Annotated in this window: 16 protein-coding genes; 9 read left to right on the forward strand and 7 right to left on the reverse strand. The window is 75.4% G+C overall.

The window, feature by feature from the left end; genetic code table 11:
• The first annotated feature begins 182 nt into the window (after positions 1-182).
• Genes ACN261_RS21925 through ACN261_RS21940 form a run of 4 tightly spaced genes read left to right on the forward strand, consistent with a single transcriptional unit; the run spans position 183 to position 4,282 of the window.
• Positions 183-1,217 carry a ketoacyl-ACP synthase III family protein gene (locus ACN261_RS21925; RefSeq protein ID WP_425851884.1) on the forward strand — a complete coding sequence of 345 codons (1,035 nt, stop codon included), beginning with the start codon at positions 183-185 and terminating at the stop codon, positions 1,215-1,217.
• Positions 1,214-2,134, forward strand: coding sequence for an SDR family oxidoreductase (locus tag ACN261_RS21930; protein WP_425851886.1), 921 nt, complete (start codon positions 1,214-1,216; stop codon positions 2,132-2,134). Before ACN261_RS21925 ends, ACN261_RS21930 begins: the two co-directional genes overlap by 4 nt.
• Positions 2,097-3,356: a glycosyltransferase gene (locus ACN261_RS21935; protein ID WP_425851888.1), complete on the forward strand. Its 1,260-nt coding sequence runs from the start codon at positions 2,097-2,099 to the stop codon at positions 3,354-3,356. Before ACN261_RS21930 ends, ACN261_RS21935 begins: the two co-directional genes overlap by 38 nt.
• Positions 3,353-4,282 (forward strand): acyl-CoA thioesterase domain-containing protein, encoded by a 930-nt coding sequence (locus ACN261_RS21940; RefSeq protein ID WP_421481540.1) that lies wholly within the window; start codon positions 3,353-3,355, stop codon positions 4,280-4,282. The genes ACN261_RS21935 and ACN261_RS21940 overlap by 4 nt, the downstream gene beginning before the upstream one ends.
• Positions 4,283-4,331: 49 nt before the next feature.
• Here ACN261_RS21940 and ACN261_RS21945 read toward each other — a convergent pair whose 3' ends face one another.
• The gene (locus ACN261_RS21945) at positions 4,332-5,351 is read right to left on the reverse strand and encodes a methyltransferase (protein WP_425851890.1); all 1,020 of its coding nucleotides are present in this window, start codon (positions 5,349-5,351) and stop codon (positions 4,332-4,334) included.
• A 196-nt stretch (positions 5,352-5,547) separates the two neighbouring features.
• On the opposite strand from ACN261_RS21945, the gene ACN261_RS21950 reads away from it, so the two are divergent.
• From ACN261_RS21950 to ACN261_RS21960, 3 genes are all read left to right on the forward strand, one after another.
• The gene (locus ACN261_RS21950) at positions 5,548-6,132 is read left to right on the forward strand and encodes a 4'-phosphopantetheinyl transferase family protein (RefSeq protein ID WP_421481542.1); all 585 of its coding nucleotides are present in this window, start codon (positions 5,548-5,550) and stop codon (positions 6,130-6,132) included.
• Positions 6,132-7,454, forward strand: a complete 1,323-nt coding sequence (locus ACN261_RS21955; protein ID WP_421481543.1) for an FAD-dependent oxidoreductase — start codon at positions 6,132-6,134, stop codon at positions 7,452-7,454. The genes ACN261_RS21950 and ACN261_RS21955 overlap by 1 nt, the downstream gene beginning before the upstream one ends.
• A 373-nt stretch (positions 7,455-7,827) precedes the next feature.
• Complete coding sequence (locus ACN261_RS21960) at positions 7,828-8,670, forward strand: AfsR/SARP family transcriptional regulator (RefSeq protein WP_421481544.1); 843 nt, start codon at positions 7,828-7,830, stop codon at positions 8,668-8,670.
• 41 nt (positions 8,671-8,711) lie between these two features.
• Here ACN261_RS21960 and ACN261_RS21965 read toward each other — a convergent pair whose 3' ends face one another.
• Entirely contained in the window at positions 8,712-10,742 is a 2,031-nt protein-coding gene (locus tag ACN261_RS21965; protein WP_421481545.1) for a BTAD domain-containing putative transcriptional regulator, read from the reverse strand.
• Positions 10,743-10,755: 13 nt separating this feature from the next.
• Positions 10,756-11,625, reverse strand: a complete 870-nt coding sequence (locus ACN261_RS21970; RefSeq protein WP_425851894.1) for a hypothetical protein — start codon at positions 11,623-11,625, stop codon at positions 10,756-10,758.
• A 145-nt stretch (positions 11,626-11,770) separates the two neighbouring features.
• Here ACN261_RS21970 and ACN261_RS21975 point away from each other — a divergent pair, with 145 nt between their 5' ends.
• Positions 11,771-12,586, forward strand: a complete 816-nt coding sequence (locus ACN261_RS21975) for an SDR family NAD(P)-dependent oxidoreductase (RefSeq protein ID WP_421481547.1) — start codon at positions 11,771-11,773, stop codon at positions 12,584-12,586.
• A gap of 71 nt (positions 12,587-12,657) precedes the next feature.
• Here ACN261_RS21975 and ACN261_RS21980 read toward each other — a convergent pair whose 3' ends face one another.
• Positions 12,658-13,344 (reverse strand): response regulator, encoded by a 687-nt coding sequence (locus ACN261_RS21980; RefSeq protein ID WP_421481548.1) that lies wholly within the window; start codon positions 13,342-13,344, stop codon positions 12,658-12,660.
• A complete protein-coding gene (locus tag ACN261_RS21985; RefSeq protein ID WP_425851896.1) occupies positions 13,341-15,281 on the reverse strand; it encodes a sensor histidine kinase in 1,941 nt (646 codons plus the stop codon). Before ACN261_RS21985 ends, ACN261_RS21980 begins: the two co-directional genes overlap by 4 nt.
• Before the next feature lie 242 nt (positions 15,282-15,523).
• Between ACN261_RS21985 and ACN261_RS21990 the strand changes: the two genes are divergently transcribed.
• A complete protein-coding gene (locus tag ACN261_RS21990) occupies positions 15,524-16,918 on the forward strand; it encodes a PQQ-binding-like beta-propeller repeat protein (RefSeq protein ID WP_425851898.1) in 1,395 nt (464 codons plus the stop codon).
• A gap of 15 nt (positions 16,919-16,933) precedes the next feature.
• On the opposite strand, the gene ACN261_RS21995 is transcribed toward ACN261_RS21990, so the two are convergent.
• Both ACN261_RS21995 and ACN261_RS22000 read right to left on the reverse strand, forming a co-directional pair.
• Positions 16,934-17,470, reverse strand: a complete 537-nt coding sequence (locus tag ACN261_RS21995; RefSeq protein WP_421481551.1) for a PepSY domain-containing protein — start codon at positions 17,468-17,470, stop codon at positions 16,934-16,936.
• 76 nt (positions 17,471-17,546) lie between these two features.
• Positions 17,547-18,848: an ATP-binding protein gene (locus ACN261_RS22000; RefSeq protein WP_425851900.1), complete on the reverse strand. Its 1,302-nt coding sequence runs from the start codon at positions 18,846-18,848 to the stop codon at positions 17,547-17,549.
• Positions 18,849-18,961 lie beyond the last annotated feature (113 nt).

Raw genomic sequence — 18,961 nt, forward strand, 5'->3', positions numbered from 1 at the left:
CACTCGCGGCGGTCAATGCGCCGGAAATGGCCTCCACGGGTGCGCAAGGCGGAGCGGCGGCGGAACTCGAGCAGTTCTCAGTCAGGCGTCGAGGTCACGTGCACCGCCCCGGCGCGCGGGGCAACTACAGTCCTTGCGATAGGCGGACGTGGCGCCATGGCCGGCCGACCCGGGAGACGCGCTTGAAGATCACCAACGTTCACCTGTCCGGGCTGGGTGTCTTCCAACCCCCCGTGGTCGACGCCGGCCAGGCCGCCCGGCGCGGCGACTACAGCCCGGCCGCCTACCTGGAGAACCGGCTGACCGGCACCTGCGTCGCCGGGGACGTCTCACCGCCGGAGATGGCCGTGCACGCGGCCCGTCAGGCGCTGACCCGCGCCGCCGCCGACCCGACCGGGATCGGCCTGGTGCTGCACGCCTCCATCCACCACCAGGGCCCGGAGATGTGGCTGCCCGGCCCGTACATCCAGCGGGAGGTCGTCGGAACGGCGGCCCCCGCGTTCGAGGTCCGGTTGGGCTGCAACGGCGTGTTCGCGGCGCTGGAGATCGCCGCCGGGCACCTGGCCGGCGCGGCGGCCGGCGCGACGGTGCTGGTGACCACGGCGGAGAACCTCGGCTCGCCGCTGATCGACAGGTGGAACTCGGCACCCGGGTTCATCCTGGGCGACGCCGGCAGCGCGCTGCTGCTGGACCGCGACCACGGCTTCGCCCGGGTACGCGCCGTGGGCAGCGTCGCCGTGCCCGAGGTGGAGCCGCTGTACCGGGGCGGCGAGCCGCTGTACCCACCGGCGGCGGGCCAGGGCCGCACGATCGACATGCGCGAACGGGCCGAGTACTTCCGCGACAACGTGATGTCGCTGACCGACGCCGCCGAGCTGAGGAACCGGGCCCGGCTCGACCTGATCGACCGCACGCTCGACGAGGCGGACCGCAAGCTGACCGACATGACCCGGGTCATCTGCGGGAACGCGGCGGCGTACATGGTGCAGCACGACCTGGTGGAGCCGCTGGGCATCACGATGGAGCGCACCACCTGGCAGTTCGGTCGCGGTGTCGGCCACACCGGCGCGAGCGACCAGCTGCTGTCGCTCAACCACCTGCTGGTCACCGGTCAGCTCGCCGCCGGCGACCACCTGCTGCTGTACGGGGGCGCACCGGCCACCCTGTCCTGCGCGGTCCTGGAGATCCTGGACGTCCCGGAGTGGGCCGGGGCATGACCGCGTCCCCGCGTGTCTGGTTCGTCACCGGCAGCTCGACCGGGATCGGCCGGGCGCTGGTGGCCGAACTGCTCGCCCGGGGCGAGACGGTGGCGGCCACCGCCCGCGATCCGCGCGCCCTGGCCGACCTGCGACCTTCCGGCGCGGGAACACTGTGGACGGCCCGACTGGACGTCACCGATCCGGAGCAGATCCGGCAGGTCGTCGAGGACGCCGCCCGCGCGCTCGGCCGCCTCGACGTGGTGGTCAGCAACGCCGGTTACGCGCTGGTCGGCGCGGCCGAGGAGGCCAGCGGCGAGCAGGTCGACAGGCAGATCCGCACCAACCTGACCGGCCCCATCCACCTGGCCCGGGCGGTGCTGCCGTACCTGCGCGCGCAGGGCGGCGGGCGGATCATCCAGGTGTCGAGCATGGCCGGGCAACGGGGGTCACCCGGCACGGCCGTCTACTGCGCCACCAAGTGGGGCGTGGAGGGCTTCTTCGAGTCGCTGGCCGCCGAGGTGAAGGGCTTCGGGATAGGCGTGACGATCGTCGAGCCCGGCACCGTGAGCACCGGATTCTTCGGACGGAGCAAGGAACTGACCACCGCGTCGCCCGGCTACGCGGGCACCCCGGCGGCGATCCTGCGTCGCCGGGCGCAGGACGGCCGCCTGCCGTGCCGTGGCGACCTGGCGAAGATGGCCGCCGCCGTGGTCGACGTCGCCACCGGGCCGACCGCCCCGCTGCGACTCGCGCTCGGCAGCGACGCGTACGCCGCGATCCGGCGCGGCCTGACCGCGCGCCTGGCGGACCTGGAGGACCAGCGGGAACTCGCGTTCTCCACCGACCTGAACGCAGGCGACGGGTCGACGCCGCACCGAGGACCAGAGGGGAACGACGATGCGCATCACCGTCCTGGCGCTCGGCAGCCGCGGTGACGTCCATCCGCTGACGGCACTCGCCGCCGAGCTGGCCCGCCACGGCCACGAGGTACGCGTCGGGGCGTCGATGAACCTGGTCGACCTGCCCCGGCAGCTCGGCCTCGACGTGGTGCCGGTCGGCTGGAACCAGCAGTCGATGATGCAGACCGAGCGGGGCCGGGAGTGGGTCACCAAGAGCACCCTCGACTCCTTCCTCCAGATCACGATCGAGGCGTACCGGGACTACGGCCGCCGGTTCGGCGACGAGGCGATCGAGATCACCGCCGGCACCGAGGCCATCGTCTGCGCCGTGGTCAGTGAGCAGTGGGCCGCGACCCTGGCCGAGGCGTACGACGTCCCGCTGATCGCGTACGACCTCACGCCGTCGCGGCCGAACGACGTGGTGCCGCATCCGCTGGTGGCCCTCGACCCGCTGCCGACCGCCGCGGCGAACCGGGCCACCTACCTGCACTACACCCGACGGGCCTGGCGGTACCGGCGGGACCTGATGTTCGCGTTCCGTCGCCAGCTCGGCCTCCCCGCGATGCCGCCGCCCCCGAAGCAGCTGCGGCGACCGCTGGAGCTGCAGGGCTACAGTCCCACCCTGGTGCCGGGCCTGACCTGGGACGCCTACCGGCCGATCGTCGGTGACCTCCGGTTGACCCCGGACGACCTGGACCGCGCCGGGATGTCCACCCTCGATCCGGAGCTCGCGGGATGGCTCTCGGCGGGCGAGCCGCCGGCCCTGCTGACGTTCGGCAGCACGCACGTGGCGGACCCGGCGGCGATGATGGCGGGCATCGGGCGGGTCTGCCGGTCGCTGGGGGTACGTGCCCTGGTGGCCACCGGCTGGGGCCTGGCCGGGGTCGCGCCGTCCACGTCACCGGAGCTGCGGGTGGTGCCCTACGTGGACTACGACCTGGTGCTGCCGCACTGTGCCATGGTGGTGCACCACGGCAGCGCCAGCATCACCGCCGCCGGTGTGCGCGCGGGCATCCCCACGATGGTCTGCTCCTCCTACGCCGACCAGCCGTTCTGGGGCCACCAGCTGCAACGGCTCGGCGTCGGTGTGCACGTGCGGTTCACCGACCTGTCCGAGGACGTGCTGCGCTCCGGCATGTCCCGCCTGACCACCGCCGCGCTGCGGCGGCGCGCGGCACAGCTCGGCGAGCAGATGCGCGCGGAACCCCACGGCACGCTCGTCGCCGCCGACGAGGTCGACAGGTACCTCGCCCGATGAGCGGTGCACCGACCGCCGCCGACCGTGGCCGGGCGGTCGTGGAGGAGGTGGTCGGGCTGCTCGACCTGCTGCCCGTCGACCCCGCGTCGGTCAGCACGGACCGGCTGGTGCCCGTCGCGGGGGTGTTCTCCGGACGCGGCACGACGCGGGGCACCACCCGCCGGTACGGGGGGCTCATCGCCGCCCAGGCGCTGACCGCCGCCGCGCACACCGTGCGCTCCGGTCGACCGGTGCACTCGCTGCACGCCTACTTCACCCGGCCGGGCGACAGCCGCAGGCCCGTCACCTACCTGGTCGAGACCCTGCGCGACGGCCCGTCCATGTCCGCCCGGCGGGTGGTCGCCCTCCAGCGCGACACCCCGATCTTCTTCCTGACCGCCTCGTTCCACGACCCCGGCAGCGGCCCGGCGCACGGGCGGCCCGCGCCCGAGGTCACGCCGCCGCACGAGGTGCCGACCCTGGCCCGGCTGCTCGCCGACGCGCCCGATCGGCTGGCCGCCGTGCAGGACATGCTCTTCGCGTTCGACGTCAGGTACCTCGGCCCGCCGCCCGGCGGGCGGACCGACGGGGAGCGGGCGGGCGAGGCACACCGTCGGGCCTGGGTACGGGTGGCCGGGAGGCTGCCCGACGCCGCGTCGCTGCACGCCGGCGCGCTGGTGCTCGTCTCGGATCTGCCCCTGCTGCTCAGCGCGATGGTGGCCGGGCACACGACCGAGTGGGGTCCGGGTGACCTCGGCGTCAGCATCGACCACACGGTGTGGTTCCACCGACCCTGCCGGGCCGACGAGTGGCTGCTGTACGACTGCGACAGCCCGTGGGCGGCGGCCGGTCGTGGCCTGGCGACCGGTCGGCTGTACACGCGCGACGGCGACCTGGTGGCCACGGTGGCCCAGGAGGGGCTGCTGCTGACCCGGTCCGCCCGCTGAGCCGGGAAACGACGAGTCGGCCCCGGCGGGTCGGGGCCGATCCGCCGGCTCAGACCGGGACTGCCTCGATCGCGCCGTCGGTGACGCCCGTGACGGCGAAGCCGGCGTCGGCGAGGAGCCGGCCGTACTCCGCCGCGGTGCGGTCCCGGCCCTCCATCAGGACCAGCATCAGCAGATCCACGATCCGGTTGCGGGGTGCCCCCCAGGTGCCCGCGCCGGCGCCGGCCCGCTGCGGCTGTGCCGGCAGCAGCTCCTCCAGCACCAGCAGCCGCGCCCCGGCCGGCATCGCCGCCCGTACCCGGGCCAGCACCCGGGCGACGTTCCCGTCGTCCCAGTTGTGCAGGACCCGCCGCAGCACGTACCGGTCCCCGCCGGTGGGCACCCGGTCGAAGAAGCTGCCGACGACGACGTCGACCCGGTCCAGGACCCCGGCGGCGGCGAGCCGGGCACGTCCCCGGGCGGCGGCCTCGGGCAGCTCGACGAGGACCCCGCGCAGCCCGGGGCGGGCCCGCAGGAGGTCGGCGAGCAGGCCGCCGTCGCCGCCACCGAGGTCCACCACCGTACGGGCGTCGTCGAACAGCCGGGCGGGGGGCGGCGGCGGTTCCGGGGCGGTGGACATCGCCCCGTTGAACGTCGCGGCCAGCTCGGGATGCCCGCCCAGGTACTCGTAGAAGGACTCGCCGAAGCGGTCGGTGAAGGCCGGCCGGCCGGTGCGGACGGTGTCGAGCAGGCCGGCGAACGAGGCGAAGACCTCCTGGCCGTACAGGACCGCCGTGTCGCGGACCGAACCGGGGACGTCGGTGCGCAGGTATTCCCCCATGCCGGACAGGACGAAGTCGTCGGGACCGGTCTGGCGCAGGACACCGGCGTCGGCGAGCGCGGCGAGCAACCGGCGCAGCGCCACCGGGTCCAGTCCGGCGGCGGTCGCCAGCTCGCCGCCGCCGGTGGTGCCCGCGGCGATCCGGTCGGCCAGGCCGAGCAGGGCGAACACCGAACACGCCTGCGCCGTCCAGGTGGCACAGAGCACCGTGAGCAGCCGCTTGCGGAAGTAATCGTCGTCACGCGCCACGGATGGCCCTCCACTGAGACTCTAGTGAATGTCCAGAGAAGTGCGGGCCGGGCCCGCAGGCGCCTCGGTATGGTCGATTCGGCCCGGTCATCCTCGCATTAACCAGGGTGCGCTGACAATTGTCGTCAATGGGGAGCCGTGGGGGATCGAATGGGTGCGGTCGCTGCGGTCGGGTGCTCCGTCGGGGCGTACCGTCGTGCCGGCTGACCTGGTGGTGCGGCTGCGCCGCACGGTGGACGACGGGCGGGCGACGGCCCGCGCGCTACTCGTCGAGACGGCCGCGGCGCTGGCCGGCGTCCCGCCGGCCGCGGTGACCGTGGAGCACACGGCGACGGGTGCGCCGGTGCTGCGCGGTGTCGCCACCGGCTGGCACACCAGCGTCAGCCACACCCGTGGCCTGGTCGCGGTGGCGGTGTCCCGACACGGACCGGTCGGCGTCGACGTGGAGGCGCTGCGCCCGTTGCCCGCGGTGGCGCTGAGCCGGCGGTGGTTCGCCCCGGAGGACACCGACTGGCTACGCGGTCGGCCGGCGCAACGGCTCGGCGTCGACTTCCTGGCGCTGTGGACCGGCAAGGAGGCGGTGGCCAAGCTGCACGGCACCGGGCTGTGCGGCGGCCGGCTGCTGCGCTGGCGCACCGCGCCGCCGGCGCCACCGGCGTGGCGGGCCGCCGTCGACGCCCCCGGCGTCCTGGTGACCCACCGGGAGCTGCCAGGTCACGTCCTGGCGGTCGCCCGCGCGTCGGCGTGGCCCGGCCGCCCCCGGCCGGCCGTCGGTCGCTGATGCGGACCGCGCTCGTCCTCGGCGGCAGCATCGCCGGCCTGGTGGCCGCCCGGGTCCTGGCCGACCACGCCGACCACGTGTGGATCGTCGAGCCCGACCGGTTGGCGGACGCCCCGGTGATCCGCCGTGGCGCGCCGCACGGCAGCCAGGCGCACACCCTGCTCGGCCGGGGCCGGACGGTCATCGACCGGCTGCTGCCCGGCGTCGTACGGCAGATGGTGCGCGAGGGCGGCCAACTGGTCACCAGCGGTCCCGGTGGCGCGCAGTGGTTCCTCAACGGCCGGGCCAAGGTCCCGGTACGTGGCGGCAGCGTGGTCAGCGTGTCCCGGCCGTTCCTGGAGTGGCACCTCCGCCGGCGGGTCCTCGCGCTGCCCAACGTGGCCCTGGTCGGCGGGACCGCGGTCGGGCTCACCGCCACCGCCGGCCGGGTCGACGGGGCGCTGGTGCGCGCCCCGGGCCACACCGACGCCCAGCGGCACGGCGCGGACCTCGTGGTGGACGCCACCGGGCGGTCCAGCCGGCTGGCCGACTGGCTCGGCCGGCTCGGCTACCCCGCCCCCGACAAACGCCGGATGGCCCTGGACCTCGGCTACGCCACCTGCCTGTTCCACCGGGAACCCGGCCAGCGGCTGGCCGGGCACGTGGCGGTGTACTCGGTCCACACGCCGAGCCGGGCGCGCACCGGACCCAGCTCGATGACGCCCGTCGAGGGGAACCGCTGGCTGACGCTGGTCAGCGGCTACGGCGACCGGCGGCCGGGCCGTGACCTGGGCGGGTTCCTGCAGCGTTGCCGGTCGGACCCGGCCACCCCGCTGCGGCTGCTGCCGGACGCGTGCGAGCCGGCCAGCGAGGTGTACGTGCACCGCTTTCCCGACAGCGTCCGCCGGGACTTCGACCGGCTGGACCGGTTCCCCGCCGGGCTGGTGGCGATCGGTGACGCGGTCGCCTCGTTCAACCCGACCTACGGACAGGGCATCTCGGTGGCGGCCCTGCAGGCGGTCGCGCTCGGCGAGTGGCTCGCCGAGCCGGGCGCGGTGGACCGGCCGGCGTACGGGTACTTCCGGCGGGTGCGGGCGGTGGTGGACGACGCCTGGGACTTCTCCGCCGCGCAGGACTGCTACCTGCCGCACGTGACCGTCGCCCGACCGTTCGGCTGGCGGCTGCGCCGGGGCCTGGCCGAGGCGGTCCAGCACGCCACCGTGACCGACGAGGTGGTCCACCGGGCTTTCCTGGAGGTCGTCAACCTGACGGCCGGCCCCGCCCGGCTGCGCCGTCCGGAGATCCTCTGGCGGGTCGGGGCGGCGGCGCTGCGCCGGCGGTGAACCGGCCCGTCCGAAGCGTGGCGCTCGGGACGCTTCGGGGCGACCCATCCCGTTTTTTAATGAAGGCCATCAATGATGTCGATGTGTGGGTGACTGCCGCCCGTCCCGGGTCACCGCAGGGCCCTGCTCTTCCGCCTCGCCGAGGGGTCTGGCCTCGGTTTTCCCCCCGATCCTCGAAAATTGCTCGAACAATTGACGACGATCGCTCAGAAACCGGCTAGCCTCTCAGTCGAACGTCGCACCACTGCGACGCGAAAAGGCCCGAATGTCGCCTGTAGCTGACGCCTGTCTATGGATAGGTGTGGTTTCCGCTGTCGTTCGGCCCCCGCGGCGGCACGTCGACGCGGGCAGTTCGTGCTCTGGGGGAGAGGCAATGGAGATCCAGATCCTGGGACCGCTCGTGCTCGCCCACGCCGGTCACACCGCCACACCGACCGCCCCGAAACCCCGCAGCGTGCTGGGCCTGCTGCTGCTCAACGCGGACCAGACCGTGCCGGTCTCCGCGCTGATCCAGGACCTGTGGGGCGCGTCCCCACCGGTCAGTGCACTGACCACGCTCCAGACGTACGTGCTCCAGATCCGCAAGTGCTTCGCCGGCCTGCTCGACGTCCCGGTCGCCGAGGTGGCCAAGCGGGTGCTGGTCACCGTCCCCGGCGGCTACGTGTTCCGGGTCGGCCCCGACGAGTTCGACCTGCGCCTGTTCGAACAGCTCGCCTCGGCCGGTCGACGCGCCCTGGCGGCCGGTGAGAACGTCGACGCGGCGGCGCTGCTGGTGCGCGCCTGCGCGCTCTGGCGCGGCCCGGCGCTCGCCGACGTACGTGCCGGAACCGTGGCCGAGCCCCGCCTCAAGGCGCTGGAACAGACCCGGCTCACCACCGTCGAACAGTGCATCGAGGCGCGCATGCGCCTCGGCCACCACCAGGACGTACTGGCCGAACTCACCCTGCTCATCGCCGAGCACGGGCTCAACGAGAACCTCTGCGCGCAGCTGATGGTGGCGTTGCACCGCAGCGGCCAGCGGCGCGAGGCCCTGGCGGTCTTCCACCGGCTGCGCACCTCCATGGTGGAGGAACTGGGGCTGGAGCCGTCGAAGCGGCTGCACCTGCTCCAACAGGCGGTCCTCGCCGACGATCCGGCGCTGGAGGTGGCGCCCCGGGACGACGGACTGACCCAACTGCTCGACCACCTCGCCCTCCAGCGGCCCCGGACCCGGTAGCCGTCCCCGTCCGGCAACGTCCTGTCCCTCCCGGCGGCTGTTCATCCGGGCGCGGCCGGATGGCCGACCGTCACCTCCGCCCTCGCCGGCCGGCGCACACCGCCGGCGGACGGGGTGAGCGCCGCCAGCGCCTGCCGTCCCGACGTGGCCACGTCGTCGCGTCGCTGCTCGCGGAGCACCGCGAGGACGCGGGCGTGCAGCCGGGTCCGGCGCAGCAACGGAAGGCCGTGGTAGAGCACGTCGCGCATCAGGGCATGGGCGAACCGCACCCGCCCCGGTGCGGGCTCGACGAGCAGGCCGGCCGCCACGCCGGCCTCCAGGCCGGCGAGGACCGGTTCCTCCGGTCCGCCGTCGACCGCGAGCAGGAGATCGACGTCGACCTCCACGCCACAGACCGCGGCGTGCCGCAGCACCGTCCGCGCGTCCGAGGGCAACCGTGCCAACCGGTGGGCCAGCAGGTGCCCGAGGCCGGCGGGCACCCCGTCGCGGGCCGCCGCCGGCCCCTCCGCCGCCACCAGCCCGGCCAGCTCGATGGCGAACAGCGGATTGCCCGCCGCGCGTTCCCGGACCGTGCGCAGCAGCGCGGCGTCGTGCACGCCGTGCCGGCGCAGCAACGCGGTGACGGCCTGCGCGTCGAGACCACCGAGCGGAACCTCGACCGCCGGTACGCCGGCCAGTGCCGCCCGCGCCGCCACCACGTCGTCGGTCATCTCGTCCGGCCGGTAGGTCACCACCACCAGCACCGGGGCGCCGGTGAGCGCGGCGGCGAGCTGCCGCAGCACCCGCAGGGTAGCCCCGTCGCCGTGGTGGACGTCCTCGACGACCAGCAGCAGCGGACCGTGCCCGGTCAGCCGGGACAGGTGGGCGGACAGCGCCCGACAGAGGTGGAACTCGTCGTACCCGCCCCGCGTGTCGTCCGGCCCGGCGGGGTCCGTCAGCGGGCGCAGGTCCCGGTCCCCGGTCTCCCCGGGCGGCAGGAACCGCCTGGTGGCGGCGACCACCTCACGCCACGCCCACGCCGGCGGAGCACCCGCCACCGGCGGGCAGGTGCCGACCGCCGTGCGCCACCCGGCGTCGGCGAGGGCCCCGGCGAGCTGCCGCACCAGCGTCGACTTCCCCGCCCCGGCCTCCGCGCCGAGCCAGCAGATGCCGAGCCCCGACCGGGCGGCCCGGTCGGCCGCCGCCCGCAGCCGGGTCAGTTCCGCCGTACGTCCCCACACCTGGTGCGGGTCCGGCGCGGCGGGCGGCCCGCTCGCCGCCGACGGCGGGCCGGGATCGGCGCGCACCGGCGGCCCGGGGACGGCCGGCTCCAGCCGGGGGCTCTGCCGTAGCAGGTCCGTCTCCAGGGCCCGCAGGGCCCGGCTGGGGTCGATGCCCAACTGCTCCGCCAGCGTCGCACGGATCGTACGCAGCACGTCCAACGCGTCGGCCTGCCGACCGAGGCGGTACAGGGCGACCGCGAGCAGCATCGCGGCCCGTTCCCGCAGCGGATGCTCGCGGACGTGCGGGTCGAGGTCGCGCACCACCTCGTGCGGTCGGTCGAGTTCGAGCAGGAGCCCGGCGCGCTGCTCGACGGCGCCCGCCCGGAGCTGGGTCAGCCGCTCCCCCTCCCGGTCCGCCCACGGCTGGCCACCGAACTCGGCGTACGGGGCGTCGGCACCCCAGCAGGCGAGCGCCGCGTCGAGGACGGCGAGCGCCGCGACAGGACCGGGCGCGGTGTCCGGCGTCGCCGACCGCAGCGCCGCCTCGAACCGCCAGGCGTCCACCTGCGTGGTCGGTAGCCGCAGGGCGTACCCGGGGGCGACGGTGACCAGGACCCGGGCGGGGGTCCGGGCGCGACGGTCCGGTTCCAGGACACGGCGCAGGTTCGACACGTACACCTGCAGGGCGGCCCGGGCCCGGGGCGGCGGGTCGCCCGCCCACAGATCGTCGACGAGCCGGTCCACCGACACGACGTGCCCGCCGCCGGCGACGAGCCGGGCCAGCACCGCACGTTGCCGGGGCGCGCCGAGGTCGACAGGCATGCCGTCGCGGACCGCCCGCACCGGCCCGAGCACGCCGACCGCCGTCACGCCCGGCCCCCGCTCAGCGGGTGGAGATGCCCCCGCTGAGCGCGGCGGAGGTCAGACCGGCCTCGTTCGCGACCACCACCACGTGCACGAAGGCCTGCGGCATGTGGGTGAAGTGCCAGGTACGCCGCCCGGTGTCCGGGGTGCCGTAGATGACCGCCCGCGCGACGCCGACCTCGGTGGTGGGGATCGGCGCACCCCAGGTGGGCTGCGGGGTCGGCAGCGACGGCCCGCCCGGCGGGGTGGTGGGCAGCCCCGGATCGGTCGGGGTGTCGTCCGGTGTGGTCTGCAGCCAGCTCAGGTCGATCCGGTAGTTGTCCTCCCGCACCGAGTTGTCGGTGAAGGTGACGTCCAACGTCCGCTTGCCCTCCTGGTAGCCGGCGGACAGCGTCAGCCCGCTCGGCGTCGCCGGGCTGATCCGGTACTGCGGACACGACAGCGGCACGACCTCCGGCACCGGCTGGCTGCCGTCGGGCACGTTGTTCGCGGTGATACAGAACGTGTGCACCCCGGCCAGCGCCGAACTCGGCACGGTGAACGAGAAGCCGACGAAACCGCCCCGCTCGACGTGCCACAGGTTCGCCGGGCGGGTCACCGCCGGCGGCACGTCGGTCTGCACCGTCACCTGCACCGGGCCGCCGTTGGGGTCGCTGGCCCAGCCACTGACCCGGACCGCCCCGCCGACGTACTCCCACGACTCCAGCCAGCCCATCGGGTACCTGTCGCTGCCCACCGGCGGGGGAGTCGGCTCGGCCGGGCCGTCGTCGCAGGCCGGTGGCGGGTTGGGTACGTCGCAGTAGGGGCGGGCGAGGGCGGTTCCGGCCGCGGTCACGGTCAGCCCGGCACTGAGGGTGAGCGCCAGGCCGATGGCGAGGATTCTCTTCATCCGTCCAGCACAGCAAGCACCACTTGGCGTGCACCTGGCGTGCCCGGTGGCGGCCCCGTTCAGCCGTCACCAAGTGACGCGCGGTCCCATCGGTCGGGGCAACGACCTGCCCGGGGTGCGGTCGCACCAGGACGGAGGGAACGGTATGGGCACCATGGTGGTCACCGGGTCGGTGGACGGCATCGGTCGGCGTACCGCGGCGCAGCTCGTCGCCGCCGGGCACCGCGTCGTACTGCACGCCCGCGACGAGCAACGGGCGGCGGTCGCCAAGGCGGCGGTCCCCGACGCGGCCGGAATCGTCGTCGGCGACCTGGGTTCCCTCGAGGAGACCACGGCGCTGGCCCGGTCGCTGGCCGCGTTCGGCAGGTACGACGCGATCGTCCACAACGCCGGGATCGCCCGCCTCGACGCCGTCGAGCGGGAGCTGACCGGCGACGGGCTGGAGTCGACGTTCCAGGTCAACGTGCTCGCGCCGTACCTGCTGACGGCGCTGCTGCCGCCGCCCGGCCGGCTGGTGTTCGTGTCGTCGGCGATGGCCGCCGACGGGGTGGCTGACCTGACCGACCTGCGCTACGACACCCGCCCCTTCGACGGCATCGAGGCGTACTGCACCTCGAAGCTGCTGGACCTGGCGCTCGCCGTCGCCGTCGCCCGCCGCTGGCCCGCCACCCTGAGCAACGCCCTCGATCCCGGCTGGGTGCGCACCCGGATGGGTGGTGCCACCGCCCCGACCAGCCCCGACGACGCCGCCCGCGCCCAGGTGCGCCTCGCCGTGGGCACCGACCCCGACGTCCTGGCCAGCGGGCGGTACGTCAGCACCCGCGACTGGCGGCCGTCGCCGTCGCGGCTCGCCGGGCTCGGGGAGGACCTGCTGGCCTACTGTGCGCAGCTCACCGGCGTCACCCTGCCCGACGCCCGACCGCGCCGACCCGCCGACGGTGGCGTCCCGCCGGCCGGGTGACCGCCCGATTCCGGCCCGACCGGCGGTCGGGCCGCCGGCCGGCCCGTGACCGGGGTCGCGGTCGCCCCCGGTCACGACAGGCCCGGGACCGGGGCCGCCGGGGCCTCGGCCGGGCTGGGCGCGCCCAGCCCGTGGTCGCGGGCCAGGGCGATCGCCTCGGCGCGGCTGCCCAGGTGCAGCTTGACCAGGATGACCGAGACGTTGTTGCGGACGGTCTTGGCGCTCAACCCGAGCCGGTGCGCGATCAGCGGATTCGACAGCCCCCGGGCGAGCAGTTCGAGGATCTCCCGTTCCCGGTCGGTGAGCTGCGGGAACGGAACGTCGGCGCGGGCACCCAGCAGCGCGCCGGCCCGGTCGGCGAGCGGGCCCCCGAGGACCAGGTCACCGCCGGCCACCCCCCGGATGCCCCGCTCCACGTCGGCGGCGGAGGCGCCCTTGAGCAGGTAGCCGCGGGCTCCGGCGCGCAGCGCGGCGACCAGGGACGCGTCGTCGTTGAGCATGCTCACCACCAGCACCCGCACCGACGGATGGTCGCGGCGCAGCAGCCGGGTCACCTCGATCCCCGACCCCTGGCCGAGGTGCAGGTCCATCAGCACCACGTCCGGGCGTACCCGGGCCACGAGCGCCACGGCGGTCGACGCGTCGGCGGCCTCGCCCACGCACTCGATGCCACCCAGAGTGTCGAGCAGCGCGCCCATGCCCAGCCGGAAGACCGGGTGGTCGTCCACCACGGCGACGCGGATCGGGGTGTCGGTCACGGCTGCTCCAGGGGGACGGTCAGGCAGACGGTGGTGCCCCGGGAGCCGGCCGGCCCCACGGTGAGGGTCGCGCCCACCGCCTCGGCCCGCTCCCGCATCGCGTGCAGGCCGACGCCGTGGCCGGTGGGGCCGGACGGAAGGCCCCGACCCTGATCGGTGACGGTGACCCGCAGCCGGTCGGGCCGCTGGTCCAGCGACACGGTGCACCGGTCCACCCCGGCGTGCCGCTGCACGTTGCGGATCGCCTCGGCGGTGACCCCGTAGGCGGCGGTCGCGACCGGTTCCGGCAGCGGCGTCAGGGTGGCCGGCCCGTGCAGCACGATCCGCAGGCCGCTGCGGGCGTACTGGTCCCGCAGCAGGTGCAGGGCGGGGCTCAGGCCGCCGTCGGCGAGCACCGGGGGCAGCAGGCCGTGCGCCATGTCCCGCACCTCCGCCGCCCGTGCCGTCAGCTCGCCGGTCAACCGGTCCAGCAGGTCCTCGGCCCGATCCGGGTCCCGGCGCAGCAGGTTGCGGGTGGCGGCCAGTCCCAACCCGATGCCGCTGAGCGCGGGGCCGAGACCGTCGTGCAGGTCGCGGCGCAGGGAGCGGCGTTCCTCGTCGCGCACCTCGGCCAGCCGTTGGCGCGAGCGGGCCAGGTCCCGGTTGGTGCCGGCCAGGTCCACGACCGCGGCGACCACCGGAGCGAGGACGGCGAGCGACTCGCGGGCCCGCCCGTCGAGCAGCTCACCGGGCAGGGGCCAGGCGTGCAACTGGCCGACGAGCCGGTCGCCGCTGGTCAACGGCACGGTCAACGGACAGCCGTACGGGTCCGGCGGTGGCTGCGGCCCACCCTCGGTGATGCGCACCTCGGCGAGCCGGAGCGCGGCGGCGATCGTCGCGCTGATCTCGGTGGTGCTGCCGACGCTGTGCACCACCCGGTGCAGCAGCGGCTCCGGGGCCTCACCGTGCACGAGCCGGTCCACCCGCCGCTGCACCACCTCGCGCATCGGCTGGAAGGCCGCCGCGAGCACCCCGGTCACGACGAGTTGCGGCAGCGGCAGCCGCTGCGGCAGCAACCGGTCGAGCAGCGCCACCGTCGCGCAGTAGGCGGCGATCACCACCGCGGTCATCAGGTACCACACGAGGGTGCGGCGCACGGCCAGCCGCAGCCCCCACAGCTGCTGGCGCAGCACCACCACCGCCACCGCGGCGGGAAAGAACGCCTGCGAGGCGAGCATCAGCAGCGCCGGCAGGGCCGCCGGGACGGCCGGGGGCAGCAGGGTGGCGAGGAAGGCCAGGGTGAGCAGCCCGCTGCCGGCCGTCGCCCAACCGAGGCCGTGGCGTTGCGCGGCGGGACCACGTCGCCACCGCCACCCCAACCCGGCGCAGGCCAGCAGGCCGAGCCCGACCAGCGGGTACGGCAGGACGGGCAGCAGCGCGGCCCGCACGCCCCGCAGCCCGTCCGGCAGCGGCAGCACCCCCAGCGGCGGTGGCGCGGTGACGGCGGCGGCCATCGTCACCACCACGTAGCCGACCCCGGCGGCGACCGCGCCCCGGCCGAACCGCTCCAACGGCCGGTCCGGCAGCAGCCAGGGCATCACCACGACCAGCGCGTACAGGCCGGGCACCCAGGCCCACCGGTGCAGCGCGGTCAGCACCGGTGGCCCGCCCACGACGAGCTGCCACTGGCCGGCACAGGCGGCGACCGCGCTGCCCAGCGCCGCCGCGCAGGCGATCACGGCGGGCATCCGGCTGCCGGTCCGCTGCCGGCTCAGGATCAGCCACGCCAGGGTGCCGTAGACGATGCCGTCCAGCAGGTCGACCAGCGAGTAGAGCTGGGCGGCGGACCACGACGGCGTCGCCACCGCCCAGGCGACGACCGCGCCGAGGCTGAGCAGGACGGTGCCGGTGAGCACCGCCCACCCGGTCGACCGCGCGGTCACAGATACGTTCGGCATGGCCGGTCCACTGTCCCAGCATGACCACCACCACCGCCACGGACAGCGGCACCGGCCGCCGTCGGCATCGGGGACCGCACCAGCACACCCACGGGCTTCCTCCGGATCACCGCGCGCCGCCGGATCGGACGCGCAGCGCAGCCTGGTCCGCGTCCTGTCCCGCCGGCCAGGGGTGGATGTCCCGCGCCGTCGGGACCGGCGCATCGACCGTCAGGTGGCAGGGGAGGTGCGCGGGTCCTAGGGTGACGGCTCGACCGTCCACCGAGGGGGAACCCGTGCCGTCGCACCGACCAGCCCGTTGGCGTACCGCCGCTGCCGCCCTGACCCTGGTCGTGGGGCTTCCCGCCTGCGCGCAGCACCGCCCGCAGCGACCACCGGCCCCGGTCGAGCAGACCCCCGAGCGGCTGCGCGACGGGCCCGACCCGTCGCCCCCGCCGGGCCCGGCGTTGGCCTGGTCGGTGTCGCTGCGACGGATCGACCAGGAGGTGGGGGAGACCGGTCAGCTCATCGTCGTCCCCGACGAGCGGGAGTTGCGGGCGGTGGACCGGGGCACAGGGCAGGAGCGGTGGCGGCACCCGCTCGACGGCGGCTACCGGTACGTGATCGCCGACGGGTCCATCGTGGCCGGCGACAACGACGGCGGCGGCGTGGAGGTGCTCGACGCGCTCACGGGGGCCACCCGGTGGCGGGCCGACGGCAGTCAGGACGTCGTCGTGCAGGGCACGGTCGTCCACGCCCGGGAATGCGTCGGTGCCGGCACGAAGGCGACCTGCGTGATCATCGGCCGGGAGCTGGAGAGCGGCCGCCAACTGTGGAAACTGCCCTCCGACCGGTTCGCCCGGGTCAGCGACGTGACCCTCGGCGCGCGCCTGCCGTACGCGCCGGCCGCCGGCCGGTACGTCGTGGTGCGGCTGAGCGCCTCCGCCCGGGCGGCCACCTACACCCCCGTCGCCCCCACCACCGGGCGGGCCGGCGCCGGGCGGCTGCCGAACCGGGCCTGGTTCGGCTTCGCCGCCGACGACCTGCTGGTCAGCACCGACCACGACCCGCCCGAGGGGGACGGGCGCTGCACGGTCAGCATCGCCAGCGTCGACGCGCGCACCGGGGCGAAGGGCTGGTCCGGCGCGGTCTACAGCGGGCGTCGGGAGGACGGCGGGTGCGCCAAGCGGCTGGCGCACCCCCGCAGCGGCAGGGAGCTGATCGGGGCCGGGACCCGGCTCGTCGCGGTCACCGCCGACGAGCGACCGCAACTGGTCGACCTGCGCACCGGTCGGACGGTCTGGCAGGGTGCCAACGCGGGCGTGCCGATCGACGGCGACGACCGGTCGGTCCTGGTACGCGACACCGCCGACACGGGTGCGCTGGCGTTGCTCGACCTGGCCACCGGCGTCTCCCGCTGGACCGCGCCGGACCCGATGCTGCCCGGCACGTCGGCGAGCTGGCGGTCGGCGGTGACGGCCGGGCTGGTGGCGGTCAGCGCAGCCGAGGACGAGCGCCCGATGGTGCTCGTGTACGAGGTGGACACCGGCCGGCAGCTCGGCCGCTATCCGGGGTGGCTCGTCGGAGCCGGCACGGACTGGGTGGCGGTCAGCCGCTCCGGTGCCGGTGGCCTCACGGTCGACCTGTACACCTTCTGACCGCCACCCGGACGGTCAGTCGTCGTCGCCGTCGTCGTCCTGGTCGTCGGAGTCGTCGTCCTGGTCGTCGGAGTCGTCGTCGCGACCGGACAGGTCGTCGGCGTCCGCCTTCTCCTGCTCGGACTTGACGATGCCGCCGCTGTCCCGGTCGACGTCGATCTCGTGCTCGGTGTCGCCGTCGATGATCTCCACGCTCCAGACCGGGCGGTCCCCCTCCTGCTCCCGCTCGACCTCGGTGATCCGACCACCACCCACCTTGGCCAGCGCGATCTCACCGGCCCGCTGCTGGCTCACCGCGTCGTCGGTGGCCGGGGCGGTGCTGCCACCCGGCGTCCCCGTCGTCGGGCCGCCACCCGGCGTCCCCGCCGTCGGCGTACCGCCGGGGGTGGCGGCCGTCGGCGCGACGGTGGGGTCCACCGGGGCCGGGGCGGTGGTCGCGGTGGCGGTGGGGCCGGGGGCCCGTTCCGCGGCGGACACGCCGATCGCCGTGCCGGTGACGGCGAGGACGGCGGCGCCGCCGGCAGCGGCCAGGAGCAGGGATGTGCGCTTCATGATGCGTACCTCCGGAGTTTCTCGGTTGGTGCGCCCAGCGTGCCCCGGCGGTGGATAGCGGCGCGCTGCGCCGACCCTAAGCTCCGGTTAAGGCCGACCGGGGCGGCCCGAGCCGCAGCGTCACCACCGCGCCACCCTGCGCGCCCGACCCCAGGTCGAGCCGGCCGCCGCTGGCCTGCGCGGCCCGCCGGGCGATGTCCAGGCCCAGCCCGGTCGAGCCGGCCTGGCTGGCCCCCCGTTCCACCAGCACGGCCGGTATCCCCGGTCCCGCGTCGCGGACGGTCAGCGCGGCCCCGGCCCCTTCCCGGGTCAACCGGACGGTGAAGCCGGTGCCCTCCGGGGTGTGCGCGAAGACGTTGCCCAGCAGCGCGTCCACGGCCGCGGCCAACTCGTCGGCGGGCACCCCGACCGGCAGCGGCCCGGCCGCGAGGTCGAGGTCGACGGTGCGGCCGGTGTCCTCGGCCAGCACCGACCAGAAGGCGACCCGTTCCCCCACGATCGCGGCGGCGTCGGCGGCGACCGCGCCGGGAGCACCGTCGGCCGGGTCGCTGCGCCAGCGCGCCTGCCGGATCAGGCCGGTCACCGCCCGCTCCAACCCGTCCACGGCCGCCGCCACCCGGGCCGCGTCGTCCGGGTCACGCAGCGACTCCGCCTCCAGCCGCAACGCCGTCAACGGTGTCCGCAGCCGGTGCGACAGGTCCGCCACCTGCTCGCGTTCCTCCCGCAGCAGCACCTGGATCCGGGCGGCCAGGTGGTTGAGCGCACCGGCGACCTCCCGCAGCTCCGGCGGGCCGGCCGGTTCGGCGCGGGCGGTCAGCTCGGCGTTGGCCAGCCGGTGCGAGACCGAGGACAGCTCGGTGATCGGTCGGACCAGGGTGCGGGCCAGCCGGTCGGCCACGGCGAGGCCGAGCAGCACGAGCACGATGCCGAGGGCGGCCAGCACCAGCCAGGCGCGGGCCACCCCGGCGGTGACGTCGGCGCGGGGCACCACGGTGCGGATCACGCCGGTGCCGTCGGGCCGGCCCTGCACCGCGATCACGATCTCCCGACCGCCGTCCAGCTCCGCGGTGAGGCTCTGGCCCCGGGCGGCGAGCGCCACCGCGGGGGTACGCGGCTCCTGCGCGCCGAGCACCGTGCCGTCGGGCAGGTAGACGCTGACCGGCCGCCCCGACTCGGCGGTGAGCTGTTCCACGGTCAACCGGATCGTCGCGGTGTCGGCGGTGCCGACGACCGGCACCAGCCCCTGCACGTCGGCGGTCGCCCGGACGGTGGCCCGGTCCTCGGCGACCGTGCGCACCAGCAGGGCCAGCGGCACCAGGAAGGCCACCAGGATCAGGCAACTGGTCGCCGCGACCAGCAGCGCCAGCCGCCGTCTCATCCGTCGTCCCCGATCAGGAGCAGGGTTGCCACCGCTAGGCAGGCTAGCCGGTGCCACCGGCTGACGGGCCGGCTCTTAACCTCCGCTTATCCTGCCGCCGGGCCCGGCTTGGC

Source organism: Micromonospora sp. WMMD723 (assembly GCF_049863385.1).
In the GTDB taxonomy this organism is placed as follows: domain Bacteria; phylum Actinomycetota; class Actinomycetes; order Mycobacteriales; family Micromonosporaceae; genus Micromonospora; species Micromonospora wenchangensis.